This is a genomic window from Paeniglutamicibacter sp. ZC-3, assembly GCF_025847175.2.
In the GTDB taxonomy this organism is placed as follows: domain Bacteria; phylum Actinomycetota; class Actinomycetes; order Actinomycetales; family Micrococcaceae; genus Paeniglutamicibacter; species Paeniglutamicibacter sulfureus.
The window spans coordinates 211,806-228,536 of the sequence record NZ_JAOYTG010000002.1; the positions used below are offsets into that span (position 1 = coordinate 211,806).

The following is a 16,731-nucleotide window of genomic DNA, read 5'->3' on the forward strand; positions in this document are numbered from 1 at the left end:
CGGTGTGTTTCTTTAGTTCCAGGTGACGGGCATGCTGGTGAGGCCGCGGAAGACCCACCCGCCCCAGGCTTCGGGACGGTCCCCATCCAGGCGCAGCGCGGGGAAGCGCTCGTAGGCCTTGGGGACGGCGATTTGGCCGATGGCGGTCTTGGCCGCCCAGTGCCCGGCGCAGAGGTGGACGCCCGCGCCGAAGGCCAGGTGCGGGCGCTTGGGCCGGTGGATGTCAAAGTCGGCGGCAGTTTCTCCGAACTGGGTTTGATCGCGGTTTGCGGAGGCAACCACGACGCCGATTCCGGCGCCCGCGGGGAGGTGGACGCCGTCCAGGACCGTGGCGCGGGTACTCTGCCGCGGGTACATCCCGATGGGGGACTGCCAGCGCACCGTCTCGTCGAACGCCGCCGCCCAAAGCGCGGGGTCCGCCAGCACCGCCTCGCGTTGGGCCGGATGCAGGCTCAGCGCCCACACCATGTTGGTGATCATGTGCTGGGGTTCATTCATGCCACCGGAGATCGCGAGCTTGACGTTGGCGGCGACGTTCTGTGCGGGCAGCCCGCTGTTGGCCAGGGCAGAAACCAAGGATGCATCCGGGTGCCTGCGGTAGAACGGGATGAGTTCCGCCAAGAGCGCGTCGGCCTCGGACGTGGAGGCATCGCAACGCGCCCAGATGTCCGGATCGCCAAGGACATTGCCCATGCCGGCGATGAAGTCGTGGGACCATCGGCGGACCTGGTGCACGTCGGTGTCGCGGAGCCCCAGCAGGTCGATGAGGTTCTTCGAGGCCAGCGGAGCTGCATAGTCGGCGTTCAGATCGGCATTCTGCGGTCCCTTGTCCTCGAGTGCGTCGAGGTAGGACTCGGCGTTGCGCGCGAAGACCGGCGCCCAGGCCTCCTTGATTGATTTGGGGCGAAGGACCGGATTGATGGGAGCGCGGTCGGTGGCGTGTTCGGGATCGTCCTTGCGCAGCATCGGCTGGGCGCCGATGGCCCGGTTCATCGTTGAACCGGAGACGTTGGCACTGAATATTTCCTGGTCCTGCTCGATGCCGTGGCAGCCGGAATAGCTGGTCACCAAGAACCTCTGCAGTTTTGGAACCCAGGCCACGGGGGATTCCTCGCGCAGCCTGGCATAGGCGTCGTAGGGATCCGCGGCGAGGCTATCGACATCCAGCCAATCGGCCACCGGGGCATCGGAACCCGCGCTCGCCGACTGCGTCGCCTGCTGCACGGGGGAGGTTGTGGCGGTGTTGGACGCAGTGGGGTCGTGGAACGGGCACTGGGCCGCTGGGCTGGTCATCGGGATGCTCCTTGTAGGTTGCCTGTAACCAGTGTCACAATGAAAGTTCTTGCAGTAAACTGCGGATATTAGCGGTAGTTCTTCGAATTTCTAGGATTTATATTGGCCCGGTTCACCTTGGGGCAGCTCGAATTGTTTGCCGCCCTGCCCGACCACTCCACCCTGAGTTCTGCCGCCAAGGCACTGCACGTCTCCGAATCCGCACTGTCGCATTCCCTCTCGGAGTTGGAGGCCGCGGTCGGCGAGCAGCTCTGCGTTCGCCGCAAGGCCCGGGGCATGTACCTGACTCCCACCGGCCGGCACTTCGCGGCCGGGGCGCGGGAGATCCTGCGTTCCGCCGACACACTGGTCGGTGAACTCGCGGAGGTGCGCGGTGAACTTCGTGGTCCTGTCGCGCTTGGCTGCTACACGGGATTGGCCAGCAATGTCCTGCCCGCCGTGCTCGAAGGCGTGGGCCGGCGGCATCCCGAGGTGAATATCGGCATCACCGTGGGAGACCACACCGAACTGCTGGCAGGACTTGAGAGCGGCTTGTTGGACCTGGCGATCGTCTACGACATCGGACTGCCCTCCTCTTTGCAGCGAAGCGTCGTCTACGAGACCGAGGTCCTGGCCGTCCTTGCCGCCTCCGAGCCATTGGCGCAGCAAGCCGACATCGACCTGGCGGATCTTGCGGCGCTTCCCCTGATCATGCTCGACACAGCTCCCAGCACGGGATACACAGAGCTGATGTTCTCCCAGCGTGAGCTGACGCCACGCATCGGATCGATCGTTCCGCAGATCGATCTGGTCAGGGCGTTGGTGGGCCGCGGGCTGGGATACAGCCTCTTGATGTCGCGGCCGCACCAGATCCCCGTCTCCAGCGAAGGCCTGCCGCTGGTCACCCGACCGCTGCGCCCGCGTAGCGGCGTCACCTCCGTGGTGGCGATCTGGCCCGCGGGGGCAAGACTCAGCAAGCGGGCCCAGGCCGTTCTGGACTACGCCGTTGAGGCGTTGGAAGCTGCCGACCCCCACTAGGAATTCGCAGCCGCGCTCCTTCGGAGCGGCCGCCCTCTTTGCCCCCAAGTGCCGGGTCTGCTGCGTGCTTCCGGCAGCTCCTCGTGCCCCTGGGCCACCCGCCCGCGCCGTGGCAATCTTGAACTATTGCCAACTTCGTCACATCAATGCGATACTGTACGTATCGTATGAATGAAGTTCAAAGGAGCCATCATGAAACTCGGAAGAATTGCAGTCCCCACGCCCGACGGCGAACAGATCCGACTCGTCGCTGCCCAGCCCGAACAGGGCCGGGTCATTGACCTCGCCCGCGCCTACGCCCTGACGCTTCAGCGCAAGGGCGCCGAGCCTGACCGTGCCCGTGCACTCGCCTTGGCCGTGCTTCCCGGAAGTCTGGCAGCGGGAATCGGCGGAGGCTCCATCTTCCTGGACGCCGCGCACGATGCGCTCGCAGCTGCAGATGACGCTTCGTACGCAATCGACGAGGTCTCCTGGCGCGCGGCTGTCGACTCCCCGGTCATTCGCGACGGACTCACCTTTGAGCAGCACATCCAGAACTTCCACCGGATCGTCGCCAAGGCGCAGCCTGCACGCTCGATCTACGAGCGCCCGGGCTACTTCAAGGGCACCACCGCCATGTCCTACGGCCACAACCAGGAACTGCCCTACCCCGATTTCACCGAGGCCCTGGACTGGGAGCTCGAGGTCGGTTACGTCGTGGGCAAGTCGGGCAGCAACCTGACCCCGGAAACGTCGCTTGACCACCTCTTCGGCATCACCATCTTCAACGACTTCAGTGCACGCGACATCCAGGGCCCGGAAATGGCCATCGGCATGGGCCCGCAGAAGTGCAAGGACTTCGGCTACGGCATCGGCCCGTGGGTCACCACGATGGATGAAATCGACTCCATCGAGGGCCTGCGCGGCCAGGTCCGCGTCAACGGCGAGGTGCTCTCCGACACCAAGGTCGAGGACTTCGTCTACACCCCCGCCGAGCTGCTGGCCTACGTCTCGATCTCCGACCGCCTGCAGCCGGGCGACCTCATCGGGTCGGGCACCATGGGCTTCGGCGCCGGCGTTGAAATCGGCAGGTTCCTCAAGCCGGGCGATGTCATCGAACTCGAACTCGAGGGCGTCGGCACGCTGCGCACCCCGATCTCCGTCGAGCGCGAAAAGGCCCCCTGGTGGCCCGAGCCCCGCACCTACCCGCACGAAGCCTGGGTGGCGTAATGACCAGGCCCCCGGTTCGCCGCATCGTCACCGGACATGACGATGCGGGACGCGCCATCATCCTCTCGGACGGTGCCGCTCCCAACCACTGGTCCTCGGACCTGATCCCCGGCTTCGGCGCCACCGTGCCCTGGCTGACCGACGCCGGACCCATCGACCACGTCAGCGACGCGGACCCGGCGGCGGCGGACGCCGAGATCCCCAGCTTCCCCGCCCCGGGCCAGACGATCATGCGCATCGCCGACTTCCCGCCGGACTCCGTGTATCCGGACGAGGCGGGCTCGGTGATCTTCAGCGAGCTTGACGGGCACGAGGAGGCCGAGGCCGGCAATGAGCACAGCGGCTCCAAGCACTTCTGGTTCCACCGCACCGACTCGTTGGACTACGCGGTGGTGCTCGAGGGCGAGATCACCCTGCTGGTCGACGAGGGCGAGGCCACCATGCGCGCCGGCGACGTGGCCGTGCAACGCGCCACCAGCCACGCGTGGTCCAACCGCACCGACACCACGGCCCGGGTCCTGTTCGTGCTGATCGGCACCGAGCCGCAAACCGCTGCGCAGATCGCCGAGCAGCGCAAGGCTGGCTCCCGGTCCATGGAGAGCGCATGATCACCGATGCCCAGGCCGCCGACGGCGAGGTGATCTGGCAACCCGAGCCGGAAGACGCCGCGCAGACCGGCGTCGGACGCTTCGCCGCCTTCCTGGGCGGGCAAGGCATCGACCCCGGCACCGGCTACGACGAGCTCTGGGCGTGGTCGGTGGCCGAGCCCGAGCGGTTCTGGGAACTCTTCGCCCGCTTTGCCGGCGTCGAATTCGGCGGGACCGAGGGTCCCGTCTGCACCACCGACGCCATGCCGCACACCCGCTGGTTCCCGGGACGCACGTTGAACTTCGCCCGGCACCTGCTGCAGGGCCACGAGGGCATCGCCCTGATCGGCATTGCCGAGGACGGGACGCGCGAGGAGGTCACCTTCGAAGCCCTGCGGCACCAGGTGGCCTCCCTCGCCGCGCACCTTCGTGCCCGCGGCGTGGGCCACGGGGACAGGGTCGTCGCGATCCTCCCGAACGTTGCCGAGGCAGTCGTCGGGCTGCTCGCCGCCGCCTCCATCGGTGCCGTGTGGTCGGTCTGCGCCCCGGAGTTCGGCCCGGGTGCGATCGTTTCGCGGTTCGCCCAGCTGGATCCCAAGGTCGTCATCGCCGCGCCGGGCTACATGCTCGGCGGCAAGGACCGTGACCGCCGTACGGAGTTGGAAGAGATCTTCGCCCAGCTCCCCACCGTTGAACACGTGATCTGGGTTGGTCGGCACACCTCCATCCCGAGTATCCCGATCACGGCCCCGGCAGTGGATTGGGCCCAGGCAGTGGCCGAACCGGCGGAGCTGCACTTTGACGACGTCGAGTTCAGCCACCCCCTGTGGGTGCTGTTCTCCTCGGGGACCACGGGCATTCCCAAGGGCATCGTGCACGGGCACGGCGGTGCACTGCTTGAGGAAATGAAGATGCTCCTCATCCACTCCGACCTGCGGCAGGGGGACCGTTACCTCAACGTCGCCTCGACCAGCTGGGTGCTGTGGAACGCAGTTGTCTCAGCCCTGGGCGTGGGGGCGACGGCGGTGCTCGTCGACGGAAACCCCACCTTCCCGTCGATCGATCGGGTGTGGCAGATTGCCGCGGCCGAGCGCGTCGCTGTCCTCGGCGTGGGCGCCGGATTCGTCCACTCCTGCGCGAAGGCAGCCATGGTGCCGATGCGCGACCACGATCTGGGTGACCTGAAATCCCTTCAGGTCACCGGGTCGCCGCTCTCGGCCGATGGCTATCGCTGGGTCTACGGCAATGTGGGTGATATCTGGCTGGCCTCGATGAGTGGCGGCACCGATATCGCCTCCATCTTCGTGGGAGGATCCCCGACCCTGCCGGTCCACGTCGGCCACATCCAGGCCCCGGCCCTCGGGGTGCGCGTGGAGTCGTGGGACGAAGCGGGAAATCCCACCCGCGGCAAGGGTGAACTGGTGGTCACCAAGCCGATGCCCTCGATGCCGCTGAGCTTCTGGGGGGATGATGGCAGTCGGTACCACGAAAGCTACTTCAGCATGTATCCGGGGGTGTGGCGGCATGGGGACTTCATCGAGTTCACGCACCGGGGCATCCTGATCCACGGACGTTCGGATTCGACGCTGAACCGCAACGGGTTGCGGCTCGGTTCGGCCGACATCTACGCGGTGGTTGAGTCGCTGCCGGAAGTCGCCGAGGCCTTGGTTGTCGGTGCGGAGCTGGGCACCGACTACTACATGCCGTTGTTCGTCCACGTGGCCGAGGGTGTCAATCCGGAGGCGGCCCGCGAGGCGATCACCCGCGCCATCCGGGAGAACCTTTCGGTCCGCTACCTGCCCGACGAGATTGTCTTCATGCGCGGAATTCCACACACCCGTACCGGGAAGAAACTGGAGGTTCCCGTCAAGCGGCTCCTGCAGGGTGCGCAGCTGGACACCGTCGCGGATCTCGGATCGGTGGATGACCCCCAGTTGCTGGAGGCCTACGCCGACTTCGCCCTTGGACGGCAGTCGGTCTCGCCGTAACCGGCCCGGCGAGATGCCCGGCGATGAACGCGCGAGAGGTTGGTGAGCCGATATCGGTTCACCAACCTCTTTCGCGTTCTTGGCCTCTACTTAAAAAAACTTTCACCATTGATAGTTGAAGTTGGCTTGTAGGTTACGACGATGATTGCGACAAAAGGATCGGCACCGCGCTGTGTGCGGAGTACTGGATCCCGCGGCATCGCCTCGCGAAGCGTGAGGATCAACTCGCCACTAATGCTTGAAGATTAAACCAAATCATGTATCGTTGACTGTAGAAACAACAAGCCCTCCCGCCCCTGCCCAAGGAGTCGATTCCCGAATGACCACCACACTGCGCGACGTACGCTCGACCGGCTGGACCACCAACGAGACTCCCGACGCTGTCGTGCTCTTCCTGCACGGCTTCGGTTCGAACGAGCAGGACCTCAGCGGATTGGCTCCGGCACTCGGCCTGGATCTACTATGGGCCTCCTTGCGCGCTCCGCTGGAGCTTGGCAATGGCGGCGCCGCATGGTTCGAGATCACCACCCCGGGCGCACCGGATGCCGCGCCGGTCGAGGCCGCAACCGAGGCCATCTGGGCCTGGATCACGGAAAACGTCGATCCGTCCACCCGCATCATTCCCGTCGGTTTCTCCCAGGGCGGGCTCATGGCCAGCCAGCTGCTGCGCACCCGCCCCGAGCGCGTCATTGCCCCGGTGATCCTGGGCGGATTCGTCCTGGGTGCAGACCAGCCGGGCGACGAGTCGCTGCGCGAAAACCTCCCGGCGGTGTTCTGGGGCCGCGGCGCCGTGGACCGGGTCATCGCCCCGGTCGCGATCACGCGCACCACCGAATTCTTGCCGACCCACTCCTCGCTAATCGAGAAGGTGTACCCGGGCCTGGCACACGGCATCAACGCCGCCGAGCTCGACGACGTACGCGACTTTGTCACCGCACAGCTCGGTGCCGAGGTGGCAACCGGCGCATGAGTGCCGCCAACCCGTTCGAGATCGGAATCTTCACCTTTGGCGAGCTCACCCGCGATGCGGCCGGCAAGCCGATCGACGCCGCCACGCGCATGCGCGACATTCTCGAATGGGCCCGGGTGGCTGACGAGGCCGGACTCGACGTCTTTGGCGTGGGCGAGCATCACCGCGAGGACTTTGCGGTCTCCTCCCCGCCGCTCCGCCGCTGCCGCGGGCCGGGAACCCGGGCAGGTCGGGGTGACCTCGCACTTCTATGTCGAGGAGACTTCGCAGGGAGCCAGGGACACGTTCTTCCCGCACTACAGCTCGTACATCGGGCAGAACATGCCCCGGGCCGGCCGTCTGGACCGGGCGGCCTTCGAGGCCTGGGCCAGCCCGAAGGGTGCACTCTTTGCCGGTAGCCCGGCCGAGATCGTGGAGAAGATTCTCTGGGAGCACGAGATCCTGGGCCACACCCGATTCCTCGCGCAGGTGGGCCTGGGAGGCTTGTCGCAGGCGCAGACGCTGCGCTCCATCGAACTGCTGGCCACCGAGGTGCTCCCCGCCGTCCGTGCGGCGTTGAAGAACTAACGGCTCCACAACAAAGGCTGGCCAGCGATCACGATCGCTGGCCAGCCTTTGTGGCAGTTACTCCACGGGCGACGATTCAACCTCGTCGGTGATGTGCTCAGGGGTCGGTTCAACGGCCTTGCGGGATCCGGGTAGTAGGAACAGACTGGCGGCGGCGAGGAAGCAGAGGATCGCCGCGGTGATCCAGGCGATCAGGTAGCTGCCCGAGATGTCGCGGCCGATCCCCGCGGTGAGCGCGCCCACGCCGGCGCCGACCATGTGGAAGGCGAAGACCCAGCCGAAGACCACCGCCGCCCGGACCGGGCCGAAGTATTGCCTGCACAGCACGACGGTGGGTGGGACGGTGGCTACCCAGTCCAGCCCGTAGAAGAGGATGAAGATCCAGAGCACCGGCTCCACCGTGGGGCCGAGCAGCGAGTGGACGGTCAGCAGCGATATCCCGCGCAGCCCGTAGTAGAAGACCAGCAGCAGCCACGGGCGGATCCGGTCGGTCAGCCAGCCCGAGGCGATGGTGCCAATGATGTCAAAGACGCCGATCAATGCCAGGAGCCCGGAGGCGGTGGTCGCCGGCATGCCGTGGTCGTGGGATGCGGGAATGAAGTGGGTCTGGATCAGCCCGTTGGTCGACCAGCCGCAAATCCAGAACGTGAACGCCAGGATCCAGAATGCCCGGAACCTCATCGCATGGCGGAGCACCCCCAGAGTCTCGGCCATGGCGTTGCCGGCGGGGCGGGCCTTGGCCGTTGCCGTCGTGGCGTTCGTGTCGGCGGCGGCTCCGTAGGGCGTGGTCTTCGCCTCGGCCGGGCTGTTGGCGAACGGCCAGAACAGCAGGGGAACGATGGCCAGCGCAAAGCCCGCCACCAGCAGTGAGGCGGTGCGCCAGCCGTGGAGTCCGGTGAGATGCACGATGGTGGGGAGGAAGATCAGCTGGCCGCAGGCGTTGGCCGCGGAGAAGATTCCCATCACCAGTCCGCGCCGCGCGGCGAACCAGCGGTTCGCCACCACCGCACCGAACACCAGGGCAATGGCACCTGTGCCGATTCCCACCAGTCCGCCCCACAGGAGCCAGAGCTGCCACACCTCGGAAACGAAGACCGCGAGCCCGGCGCCGGCCGAGACCAGACCCAGGGCCAGGGCGGCAACGAAGCGCATCGAGAACCGTTCGAGCAGCGTCGCCGCGAACGGCGCCACCAATCCGTAGACCACGAGGTTGATGGTCACCGCGGTAGAAAGCTGGGAGCGCGTCCAGCCGAATTCGGCTTCCAGCGGTTCAAAGAACGCCCCGGTGGTGGAGCGGAAGGCGGCGGCCGCAATCAGGGCAAGAACCGTCACCGCAGCCACGAGCCAGGCCCGGTGGATTCGAGGTGTTTTGCTCCGCGCCACGTCGGGAGAAGGGCCGGCGGGTGGCATAGGCAGTGTCAAGGGCTTGGCTCTCTCGGTGGGGTCATCGGTCAAACCACAATTTCATACTTTGGACGGGTGGCCGAAAAGTGTCACGAGGCCCTATGCGCCCGGAAGTCACCTGAACGACAGAGTGCTGGGATCGGGCGAACCCGATCCCAGCCCTTTTCGGTGGTGGCTGTTGCTATGGCGCCTCGACGGGGTCCAGGTCGCCAATGTGCCCTTCGGCATTGGCATCCAGGACGCGCTCGACAAACGCTGCGAATTCGCTCATGTAATGGCCAAGGAATTCCGCCGTCCCACTGTCTGACACGTTGCCCTCGGCATCAAAGATCTCCGGCTTGAAAGCGATGTAACCCTCGGGGGAGTTCAGTTGGGGCGCGTCCAGGAAGCTGAGCACGCTGCGCATGTTCGATTGCATGACTGCTGTGCCGATGGCACCGACCGATGCGCCGATGATGCCGCTGGGCTTGCGGGCGAAGGAGTTGGCACCCCAGGGTCGGGATCCCCAGTCGATGGCGTTCTTTAGCGCGCCGGGGATGGAACGGTTGTACTCGGGGGAGACGAACAGCAGGCCATCCGAAGACTCGACTGCCTGCTTGTATGCGGTGCCCTCGGGCGGGTAGTTGGCGTCAAAATCGTAGTTGTACAACGGGAGATCCTTGATGGAGATCTCGGTGAATTGAAGGTTGTCCGGGGCCAGTTTGATCAACGCCTTGGAAAGGGTGCGGTTGATGGAGTTGGTGGACAAGGAACCGACGAAATAACCAATGTTGTAGTTAGTCATGGGGACAGTCCAACACGGAGGCCGCGGAGCCGTCCAGAGTTAGTTGGCAAATATCCGGTGAACGCGCATGCCTGCTGCATGTGTACCTGACCCGGGCGCTGGTGCCAGACGACTTGGCAGCATTCACCGATTCGCGGAATCGAAGGGCCGCCGTCCGCTGTCCGACCCTTGGATCAGATGCTCCGCGACCCTTCCGCGGAGCACAAGCAGGAATCGTTCACCGCGTCGCATGACGCCTGGCACCTAGCTTCCGGTGCCAGCGTCGCCGCACCCCTGCAGCAGCGCCGTTGAGTTCCAGGGTCCGCAGCGCCACGCCGACGGAATCACGGAGCCCGCCCTTCCTGAGGAAAATCCGCCCGGCCGCTCCAACCCGCAGCTTCCTGTCGAATCGTGTGACGGCGCCGGGTTCGAGTTTGCAGGTGAACTCCAAGTCATCATGAACATCCAGGTTCCCCAAATCCAGTTGCTCGCTCACCGCCGGCCAGATTTCGCTGCGGAAGGCCATGTTGGACCCCCAGAGCGGCACGCGGGCGACGGCTCCGCCGATACCTAGGAAATATGCCGAAGCATAGAAGGACGAGGCCATCGCGCCGATGAAGCCCGGCAGATCATAGAAACGACCCGGACCTGTCAACGCATCAAGTTCGCCGTTACGCGTGAAATGCTCGTCGATCCGGCGCACCCAGTCGTTCGGAGGCCGCGTATCGGCGTCGCAACGGATGGTGACCTCGCCCGTCGCCGCCTCGTAGCCTGCAGCGGCAGCCGCCAAGATTCCGGGCAGAGGTTGGTGGATCACCCTTGCGCCCGCGGCCTGGGCCCAGAACACGGAATCGTCGGTTGATCCGTTGTCGACGACGATGATTTCGTCCGGCGACTTTGATTGCCGGGCCAGCAGGTCAAGGAGTACTCGCAGGTGCTGAGCATCGTTTAGTACCGGGACCACCACGCTGAGCGTACTCATGATGGCCTGCTGAAACGGGTCGAGCGATGGAACCAGAATGCGGCCATCAGCGACCCCAGGGAACCAGCAACCAAATCCCCGAGCGTGTCTTCATAACCGACTCCGACTTCCGGGTTGATGAAGGTGTGGCCGGCCCATTCTCCGATTTCCCAGAGCAAGGCGAGCAGGACACCCAATCCCGTCACGGCCACCAAGAATCCTGTTGCCTGGCGCCGGTTTGAGGCATCCGGCAACATCGCATGGTGGACCAGCATGTTGGCGAGCGTCTTGGTCAAGACCGCCAGCATCAGCAAGTGGACTACGAGATCCAGCCATTCGACTACCTTGTAGGTGCCCAGCACGCTGAATGCCCCACCAAGAAGCAACACGATCTGGCCCGCGAGATCCTCACTCCGGGACGAGGAGTAGTAGCGCAATGCCCACGTCCCGCCGGACACCAGCAGCATCGTCAGTGCCGAAAGCGGACCCGAAATGATCCACGCCGCGGGAATGGCCAACAGGACAACCAACCGCAAGGCATCACCGAGGTGTGGAACGAAGATTTGCTCGTACGCGCTCGCCGCTTCCTTGACGAACGACAGAGAAACGCTCGGGTTAGAGGCTGCGGGCAACCTACTCACAATGGTTCCTCCGGTGGACTGGCTTCGTGATGGCGTTGCCCGTGAGTTCGGCGATCTTCCTTCATTTGCGCCTCAAAGAGGTGACGACGACCCTCGACGAGCTGTTGGCGAATCTCTTCCTCCAGTGTCTTGAAATCTTTGTAGTACCCATCGTCGTATTCCTCCATGATCTGGAAGGTCCATCGTCCTTCCAAGACATTGCGCCCCACCATGGTGTCCTGCAATTTGCGGGCGATATCTTCGTACCCTGCATCCTTGAACATGTCCACGGCTTCGCCCAGGGCCAGGTCTGCCCTGCCTGTCAGACGATGAAACCGATACAGACTTCCACGGGCATCTTCCACGACTTCGAGCGCTTCGGAGAGTTTTCCCAATGCATCGATGGTTTCCTTCGACGTGTTCGGTGGCACCGTATGCCCGGAACTTGGATTTTCACGATCATGACTCATTGAAGGTCCCTTCTCCGATGGTTTCGCTACGTGGCGAGCGTAAACCACCACGTAGTAAAAGTCAGCCAATCGCACAGGGAGATGCCCGCCGGCCGTGGGCTACTTCCTGCGGCGTGCCGGGGGAGCTCCCTGCTTCAGACAGACTTACCGCCTTGCTGCCGGTGACTTTACGCGAGCGGAAGCGATTTGAAGGGTGCCGCACTCTGGACGCGATCGAAGGTGTTGCTTGGTGGTCGTCCCTCCTTGAAAAGGTTGATGTTCTGCGCGATTTCAGTCGCGCGACGCACGAAGGTCTGGAGGGCGTGGCCGGAATGGTGAGGGGTGGAAATGACGTTCGGGAGGGCCGCGAAGCGGCCAACAGTCTCGGGTGCCTCCGTGCCGTTGGGTGCGTCCCACCAAACGTCCAAGGCCGCACCTCCGATGGTTCCCTCACGAAGCGCCGCGTACAGTGCCTCTTCGGCAATGATCGGTCCGCGAGAAACATTGATCAGCAGGGCGTCGCTGCGCATCCGTGCGAATTGCTCGGTTCCCATCAACCCGCGGGTTTCCTCGGTGAGCGGCAGACAAAGGACGACCACGTCACTCGCCGCCAGAAGTTCGGGGAGGTCCTCCATGGCCTTGACCCACTGGAGATTGGTTCCTGGTGCTTCCGCCGCTTCGGGATTCCGGCGCACGGCAACGGCTCTCATTCCCAGCCCGGTGCACATGCGCACGGCTTCGGTTCCGATCCCGCCGAGTCCCACGAAGCCAATCGTGAGTTCATCCAGGGTCCGGTGCAGGGGAGTGCCAGGTTCGGTGGCCACCGAGCGCCAGGATCCGGAACGCATTTGGTGGGTCACGGACAGCAACCGCCGCTGGTGTGCAAGCACCGCCATCAGGATGTGTTCGGCAATCGAGCGTTCATGGTGGGAGGTCCGCGAAACCACCGTCTCGATGGGGAGGTCGGCGACGGCGACGCGGTCTGCGCCGGAGCCGGTGATGTGCACGAATCCGGCGGTGCAGGCGGAGGCATCACGGGCACTGAGCTTGGCACACACCAGCACCCCGGCACGGGCGATGGCCGCGGACTGTGCTTCGGAGGAAAGGTCGGCAACGAAGTCCCAGTCGTTCCCGGGGGCGGTTTCCTGCAGCAGGTCCGCGAATCTGGAGATGATGGGGTCGGTGACGACGATACGCATGGCCTTCACCAGCGCGGGGTGATGAGCTGGAAATCCGGGTGGATGCTCTGCATGTAGGTGGTATCGTCGCGTTTGGTGAGCCCACAATCCAGATATTGCTGGTGCATCCGGGCCAGCGCTTCTTCGTCGAGTTCCACTCCGAGTCCAGGTCGGGTGGGAACCCGCACCGAGCCACCTTCGATCTTCAAGGCTCCCGGGACGATCACGTCATCGCTGGCCAGCTTCCAGGGCCAATGGGTGTCGCAGGCATAGTCGATGTTCCTGGTGGCGGCGGCCAGCTGGATCATCGCGGCAAAGCTGATGCCAAGGTGCGAGTTCGAGTGCATGGACAGGCCGAGCTTGAAGGTCTCGGCGATGCCGGCCAAGGCCTGCGAGCGCCTCAGGCCTCCCCAGAAGTGGTGGTCCGAGAGGACGACGTCCACGGCGCCGGCGGCGATGGCCGGGGGCACGTCGTTGAAGGACACCACGCACATGTTGGTCGCTATGGGTAGGTTCACTGCGGCGCGGACCGCCGCATTGTCAGCGATCGACAGGCATGGGTCCTCAAGATATTCCAACACCGGCTCCAGCCGCCGCCCAACCTTGATCGCGGTCTCAACCGTCCACACCCCGTTGGGGTCGATGCGCAGCGGCATCTCGGGGAACGCCTCACGCAAGGCCTCGATCGTGGCTGCCTCGATCTCCGGTTCGAAGACCCCGCCCTTGAGCTTGAGCGCGGTAAAGCCGTAGTCGTTGACCATCTTGCGGGCCTGGGCCACGATTCCCGCCGGGTCCAGCGCCTCGCCCCACGCATCGGGTGCCTGGCCCGGATGTCCCGCCCATTTGTAGAAGAGGTAGCCGCTGAATGCGACCTCGTCGCGCACCGCTCCGCCCAACAACATGCTGACCGGTACTCCCAGTGCCTTCCCCTGGATATCGAGGCAGGCCACGTCGAAGGCCGAGAGGACCCTGTCTTCCAAGGACGTGGTGGTGACCATGCCGCCGGTGCCATGCCCGCCGAAACCCGAGTCCTCGCGCAGGGATTCGGTGACCAGGGCCGAAACCTGGTTGATGTTGAAGGCGTCCGCGCCCACCAGCATGGAGGCTGCCCGGCTCAACCGTGCCACGTGGGCTTCATCGCCGTAGGTTTCCCCCAGGCCGTAGAGACCCTCCTCGGTGCGGATGACCACGATCGCCCTCAGCGCGAAGGGCTCGTGCACGCCCACGGAGTTCAACAGCGGGGGATCGGCGAACGCCACGGGAGTCACGCTGATCTCCGTGATGATGGAACTGTTTGAGGCAGTGGCATCGGGATTGAGCGTTGCGAGCGAGAAGTCTGGTCCAGATTCCGACATGTGGGGCTCCGTATCAATGGTGTGGCTAGACTCACCTTAGGTGCTTGCAAAGATGCGTGTCCAAGCCAAATATGACAACCAATCATTCAAGGAGTGAATCGATGTTTTCGCTGATCCAGCTCGAGTCATTCGTGGCGGTGGCCGAGGAATTGCACTTCGGTGCCGCGGCGGAGCGGCTGAACATGACTCAGCCTCCGCTGAGTCGACAGATCCAACTCCTTGAACGCGAGCTCCAGGCCCAGCTCTTCATTCGGAACTCCCGCCGGGTGGAGCTCACCGCAGCGGGCCGGGTGTTGTTGCCCAATGCCAGGCGAATCCTCGACTTGAGCTCGAAGACGAGTTTGGAGGTGTCCCGGGTGGCCACGGGTGACGCGGGGACCGTGGTCATCGGGTACACGGCCGTAGCCGGCCAAGCCGTGCTTCCTGACCTGTTGAGCCAGGCCTCCAAACACCTGCCGCATGTCACCCTGGTGCTGCGTGAGGCCGTCTCCGTTGAGCAGCTGGAGGCGCTGAGCAAGGGCTCGATCGATATCGGGCTCCTGCGTCCGATGGTCACCCGCCCGGGTGTGGTCACCCAGCTCGTCAAAAAGGATCGGTTGGTGGTGGCGCTGCCGGAAGGCCACGACCTGGCCACGGGGAAGGGCGTGTTCATCAAGGAACTCGTGGGCTTGCCCCTGATGATGTATTCCACGGGGGAGGCCCGGTACTTCTATGACCTGGTGCTCCGGCTTTTCGACTCGGTCGGTGCCCGGCCGAATATTGCCCAGATTGCCAGCCAGATTCCGGCATTGTTGGCGTTGGTGGCTGCGGGTCTGGGCGTCACGCTGGTTCCGGCAACCGCCATGGAGTTCGCCCCGCGTGGCGTGGTCTTTGAGGAAATCATCGGGGCCAACGGGCTGTCGAACCTCAACCATTCGGATATGTATCTGGCCTGGGACGAGTCGTCCACCAACCCGGCGGCGGAAATGCTGCGCAAGATCTTCCTGGATTCGCTCACTCCGGAATCCGGGGAACCGAACGATTCGACTGGCCCGAAAGAACCGGTTTGAGCTCGAAGTAGGTTGCCTGGAGTAGCCCCCGTTGGGCAGCTCTTCCTTGCGTCGCTGAACGCCACTACCGCTCACCCCATCCCGCCGGGTCTCACGCATCCAGGACGCGGCGGTCGACCAGGTACCTTTCGAGCACCCCCGCGTCCGGGGTGAATCCAAGGCCCGGTACGTCAGGTAGCTTCAGGGTTGCCCGTGCGGCATGCAAGGGATGCAGGTGCTCGTCCCAGATGAGCAGCGGGGCTTCCAGTCGGACCTCTTGGGATATGGCGGCGATGAACTGGGCGGTGGCAACCTGTGCCGGTCCGTAGTAGAAGCAGTGGGGAACCACCACGGCTGCGTCGGAGCGGGGCGGAAGATAACGCAGCATCGAGCTGAATCCGCCGATTTTGCCGATGCTTGGTTGGGCCACACCCAGCGCGCCGACAGCGAGCGCGGCATCCAGGGCCTCGGCGCCGGAGGTGTTTTCACCGCCGGCCAGCGGAATGCCCCGGTCAGCCAGCCGGCGGTGGGCCTCGAGATCATCCGGCGGCCACAGGGGTTCCTCGAGCCAGCGAAGATTTAGTGGCAGGAACGAGTCGATGGCGGCCGTCGCGTCGGCTTCATTCCAACGGCAATTGACGTCCACCATCAGCGGCGCGGCGGCACCTGCCTGTGTCCGGGCCGCGGCGATCGCAGGGTAGCTGGATTCATGAAGCTTGAATGCCTCGAAACCCAGGCCTTGTGCACGGGAAATCTGCAGGGCAACCTCGGCCGGGTCTTCCCCGTAATGCACCAAGCTGGCGTAGGCCCGAATGCTATTCCGTGCATCGGGGTTGAGAAGCTGCCGCACCGGTTTGCCGGCGATTTGTGCCTTGATATCCCACAGGGCGATGTCGAGGGCGGAAATGGCATAGAGGACCGGGCCGGTGCGGCCAAAGGCATGGAAGGCGCGTTGCGCCTGGTCGTTGAGGGACGCCGGATCCGCGGGCTTGTTCAGGTAAAACGGGGCAACCAGCGATGCCAGCGCCGCCCAGGTGACGTCGTTGACCTTGTGCCCGAAAGCCTCGCCCCAGCCGATCAGCCCTTCGCTGGTTGTCACCTTGACCATCAAAGATTCCATGGAGGTGAAGGTTCGCGAGGAGGCATTGAACTCATCGATGCTCTCGTTGCTGGGCTCCGCGCTTCGGGCCGCGTTGAAGGGCATGCGTACCCGGAGCAGCTGAACCGATTCAACGGTTTGTTCGGCTCGGGGCTCTGGCGCTGGCATGGGGTGCTCCATTTGAAGGATCGGTATTGCTTGGCAGATTTCGGGCCGGACATGGGTCTTCCCACTTCACCAGAA

Annotated in this window: 16 protein-coding genes; 7 read left to right on the top strand and 9 right to left on the bottom strand. The window is 64.5% G+C overall.

The window, feature by feature from the left end; translation table 11 throughout:
* Window positions 1-12 precede the first annotated feature (12 nt).
* Window positions 13-1,293, bottom strand: a complete 1,281-nt coding sequence (locus OIU93_RS04085; protein ID WP_264268804.1) for a cytochrome P450 — start codon at window positions 1,291-1,293, stop codon at window positions 13-15.
* A 102-nt stretch (window positions 1,294-1,395) separates the two neighbouring features.
* Between OIU93_RS04085 and OIU93_RS04090 the strand changes: the two genes are divergently transcribed.
* From OIU93_RS04090 to OIU93_RS04115, 6 genes are all read left to right on the top strand, one after another.
* The gene (locus OIU93_RS04090; protein WP_264268805.1) at window positions 1,396-2,310 is read left to right on the top strand and encodes a LysR family transcriptional regulator; all 915 of its coding nucleotides are present in this window, start codon (window positions 1,396-1,398) and stop codon (window positions 2,308-2,310) included.
* A 192-nt stretch (window positions 2,311-2,502) separates the two neighbouring features.
* A complete protein-coding gene (locus OIU93_RS04095) occupies window positions 2,503-3,519 on the top strand; it encodes a fumarylacetoacetate hydrolase family protein (protein WP_264268806.1) in 1,017 nt (338 codons plus the stop codon).
* Entirely contained in the window at window positions 3,519-4,127 is a 609-nt protein-coding gene (locus OIU93_RS04100) for a cupin domain-containing protein (RefSeq protein ID WP_264268807.1), read from the top strand. The genes OIU93_RS04095 and OIU93_RS04100 overlap by 1 nt, the downstream gene beginning before the upstream one ends.
* Window positions 4,124-6,094: an acetoacetate--CoA ligase gene (locus OIU93_RS04105; RefSeq protein ID WP_264268808.1), complete on the top strand. Its 1,971-nt coding sequence runs from the start codon at window positions 4,124-4,126 to the stop codon at window positions 6,092-6,094. The genes OIU93_RS04100 and OIU93_RS04105 overlap by 4 nt, the downstream gene beginning before the upstream one ends.
* A 319-nt stretch (window positions 6,095-6,413) precedes the next feature.
* A complete protein-coding gene (locus tag OIU93_RS04110; protein WP_264268809.1) occupies window positions 6,414-7,064 on the top strand; it encodes an alpha/beta hydrolase in 651 nt (216 codons plus the stop codon).
* A gap of 174 nt (window positions 7,065-7,238) precedes the next feature.
* Complete coding sequence (locus tag OIU93_RS04115; protein WP_264268810.1) at window positions 7,239-7,631, top strand: hypothetical protein; 393 nt, start codon at window positions 7,239-7,241, stop codon at window positions 7,629-7,631.
* Window positions 7,632-7,688: 57 nt separating this feature from the next.
* On the opposite strand, the gene OIU93_RS04120 is transcribed toward OIU93_RS04115, so the two are convergent.
* From OIU93_RS04120 to OIU93_RS04150, 7 genes are all read right to left on the bottom strand, one after another.
* Entirely contained in the window at window positions 7,689-9,041 is a 1,353-nt protein-coding gene (locus tag OIU93_RS04120) for an MFS transporter (protein WP_264268811.1), read from the bottom strand.
* Window positions 9,042-9,216: 175 nt separating this feature from the next.
* A complete protein-coding gene (locus OIU93_RS04125) occupies window positions 9,217-9,819 on the bottom strand; it encodes an NADPH-dependent FMN reductase (RefSeq protein ID WP_264268812.1) in 603 nt (200 codons plus the stop codon).
* Between the two features lie 217 nt (window positions 9,820-10,036).
* Window positions 10,037-10,780: a glycosyltransferase family 2 protein gene (locus OIU93_RS04130; protein WP_264268813.1), complete on the bottom strand. Its 744-nt coding sequence runs from the start codon at window positions 10,778-10,780 to the stop codon at window positions 10,037-10,039.
* Entirely contained in the window at window positions 10,777-11,400 is a 624-nt protein-coding gene (locus tag OIU93_RS04135) for a hypothetical protein (RefSeq protein ID WP_264268814.1), read from the bottom strand. Before OIU93_RS04135 ends, OIU93_RS04130 begins: the two co-directional genes overlap by 4 nt.
* Window positions 11,397-11,849 (bottom strand): hypothetical protein, encoded by a 453-nt coding sequence (locus OIU93_RS04140; RefSeq protein WP_264268815.1) that lies wholly within the window; start codon window positions 11,847-11,849, stop codon window positions 11,397-11,399. Before OIU93_RS04140 ends, OIU93_RS04135 begins: the two co-directional genes overlap by 4 nt.
* A gap of 167 nt (window positions 11,850-12,016) precedes the next feature.
* Entirely contained in the window at window positions 12,017-13,027 is a 1,011-nt protein-coding gene (locus OIU93_RS04145; protein ID WP_264268816.1) for a 2-hydroxyacid dehydrogenase, read from the bottom strand.
* A gap of 5 nt (window positions 13,028-13,032) precedes the next feature.
* Window positions 13,033-14,361: a glucarate dehydratase family protein gene (locus tag OIU93_RS04150; RefSeq protein ID WP_264268817.1), complete on the bottom strand. Its 1,329-nt coding sequence runs from the start codon at window positions 14,359-14,361 to the stop codon at window positions 13,033-13,035.
* Between the two features lie 101 nt (window positions 14,362-14,462).
* Here OIU93_RS04150 and OIU93_RS04155 point away from each other — a divergent pair, with 101 nt between their 5' ends.
* On the top strand, window positions 14,463-15,410 hold the full coding sequence (locus OIU93_RS04155; protein ID WP_264268818.1) for a LysR family transcriptional regulator: 948 nt from the start codon (window positions 14,463-14,465) through the stop codon (window positions 15,408-15,410).
* A gap of 91 nt (window positions 15,411-15,501) precedes the next feature.
* On the opposite strand, the gene OIU93_RS04160 is transcribed toward OIU93_RS04155, so the two are convergent.
* Window positions 15,502-16,656 carry a mandelate racemase/muconate lactonizing enzyme family protein gene (locus tag OIU93_RS04160; protein WP_264268819.1) on the bottom strand — a complete coding sequence of 385 codons (1,155 nt, stop codon included), beginning with the start codon at window positions 16,654-16,656 and terminating at the stop codon, window positions 15,502-15,504.
* Window positions 16,657-16,731: the final 75 nt, after the last annotated feature.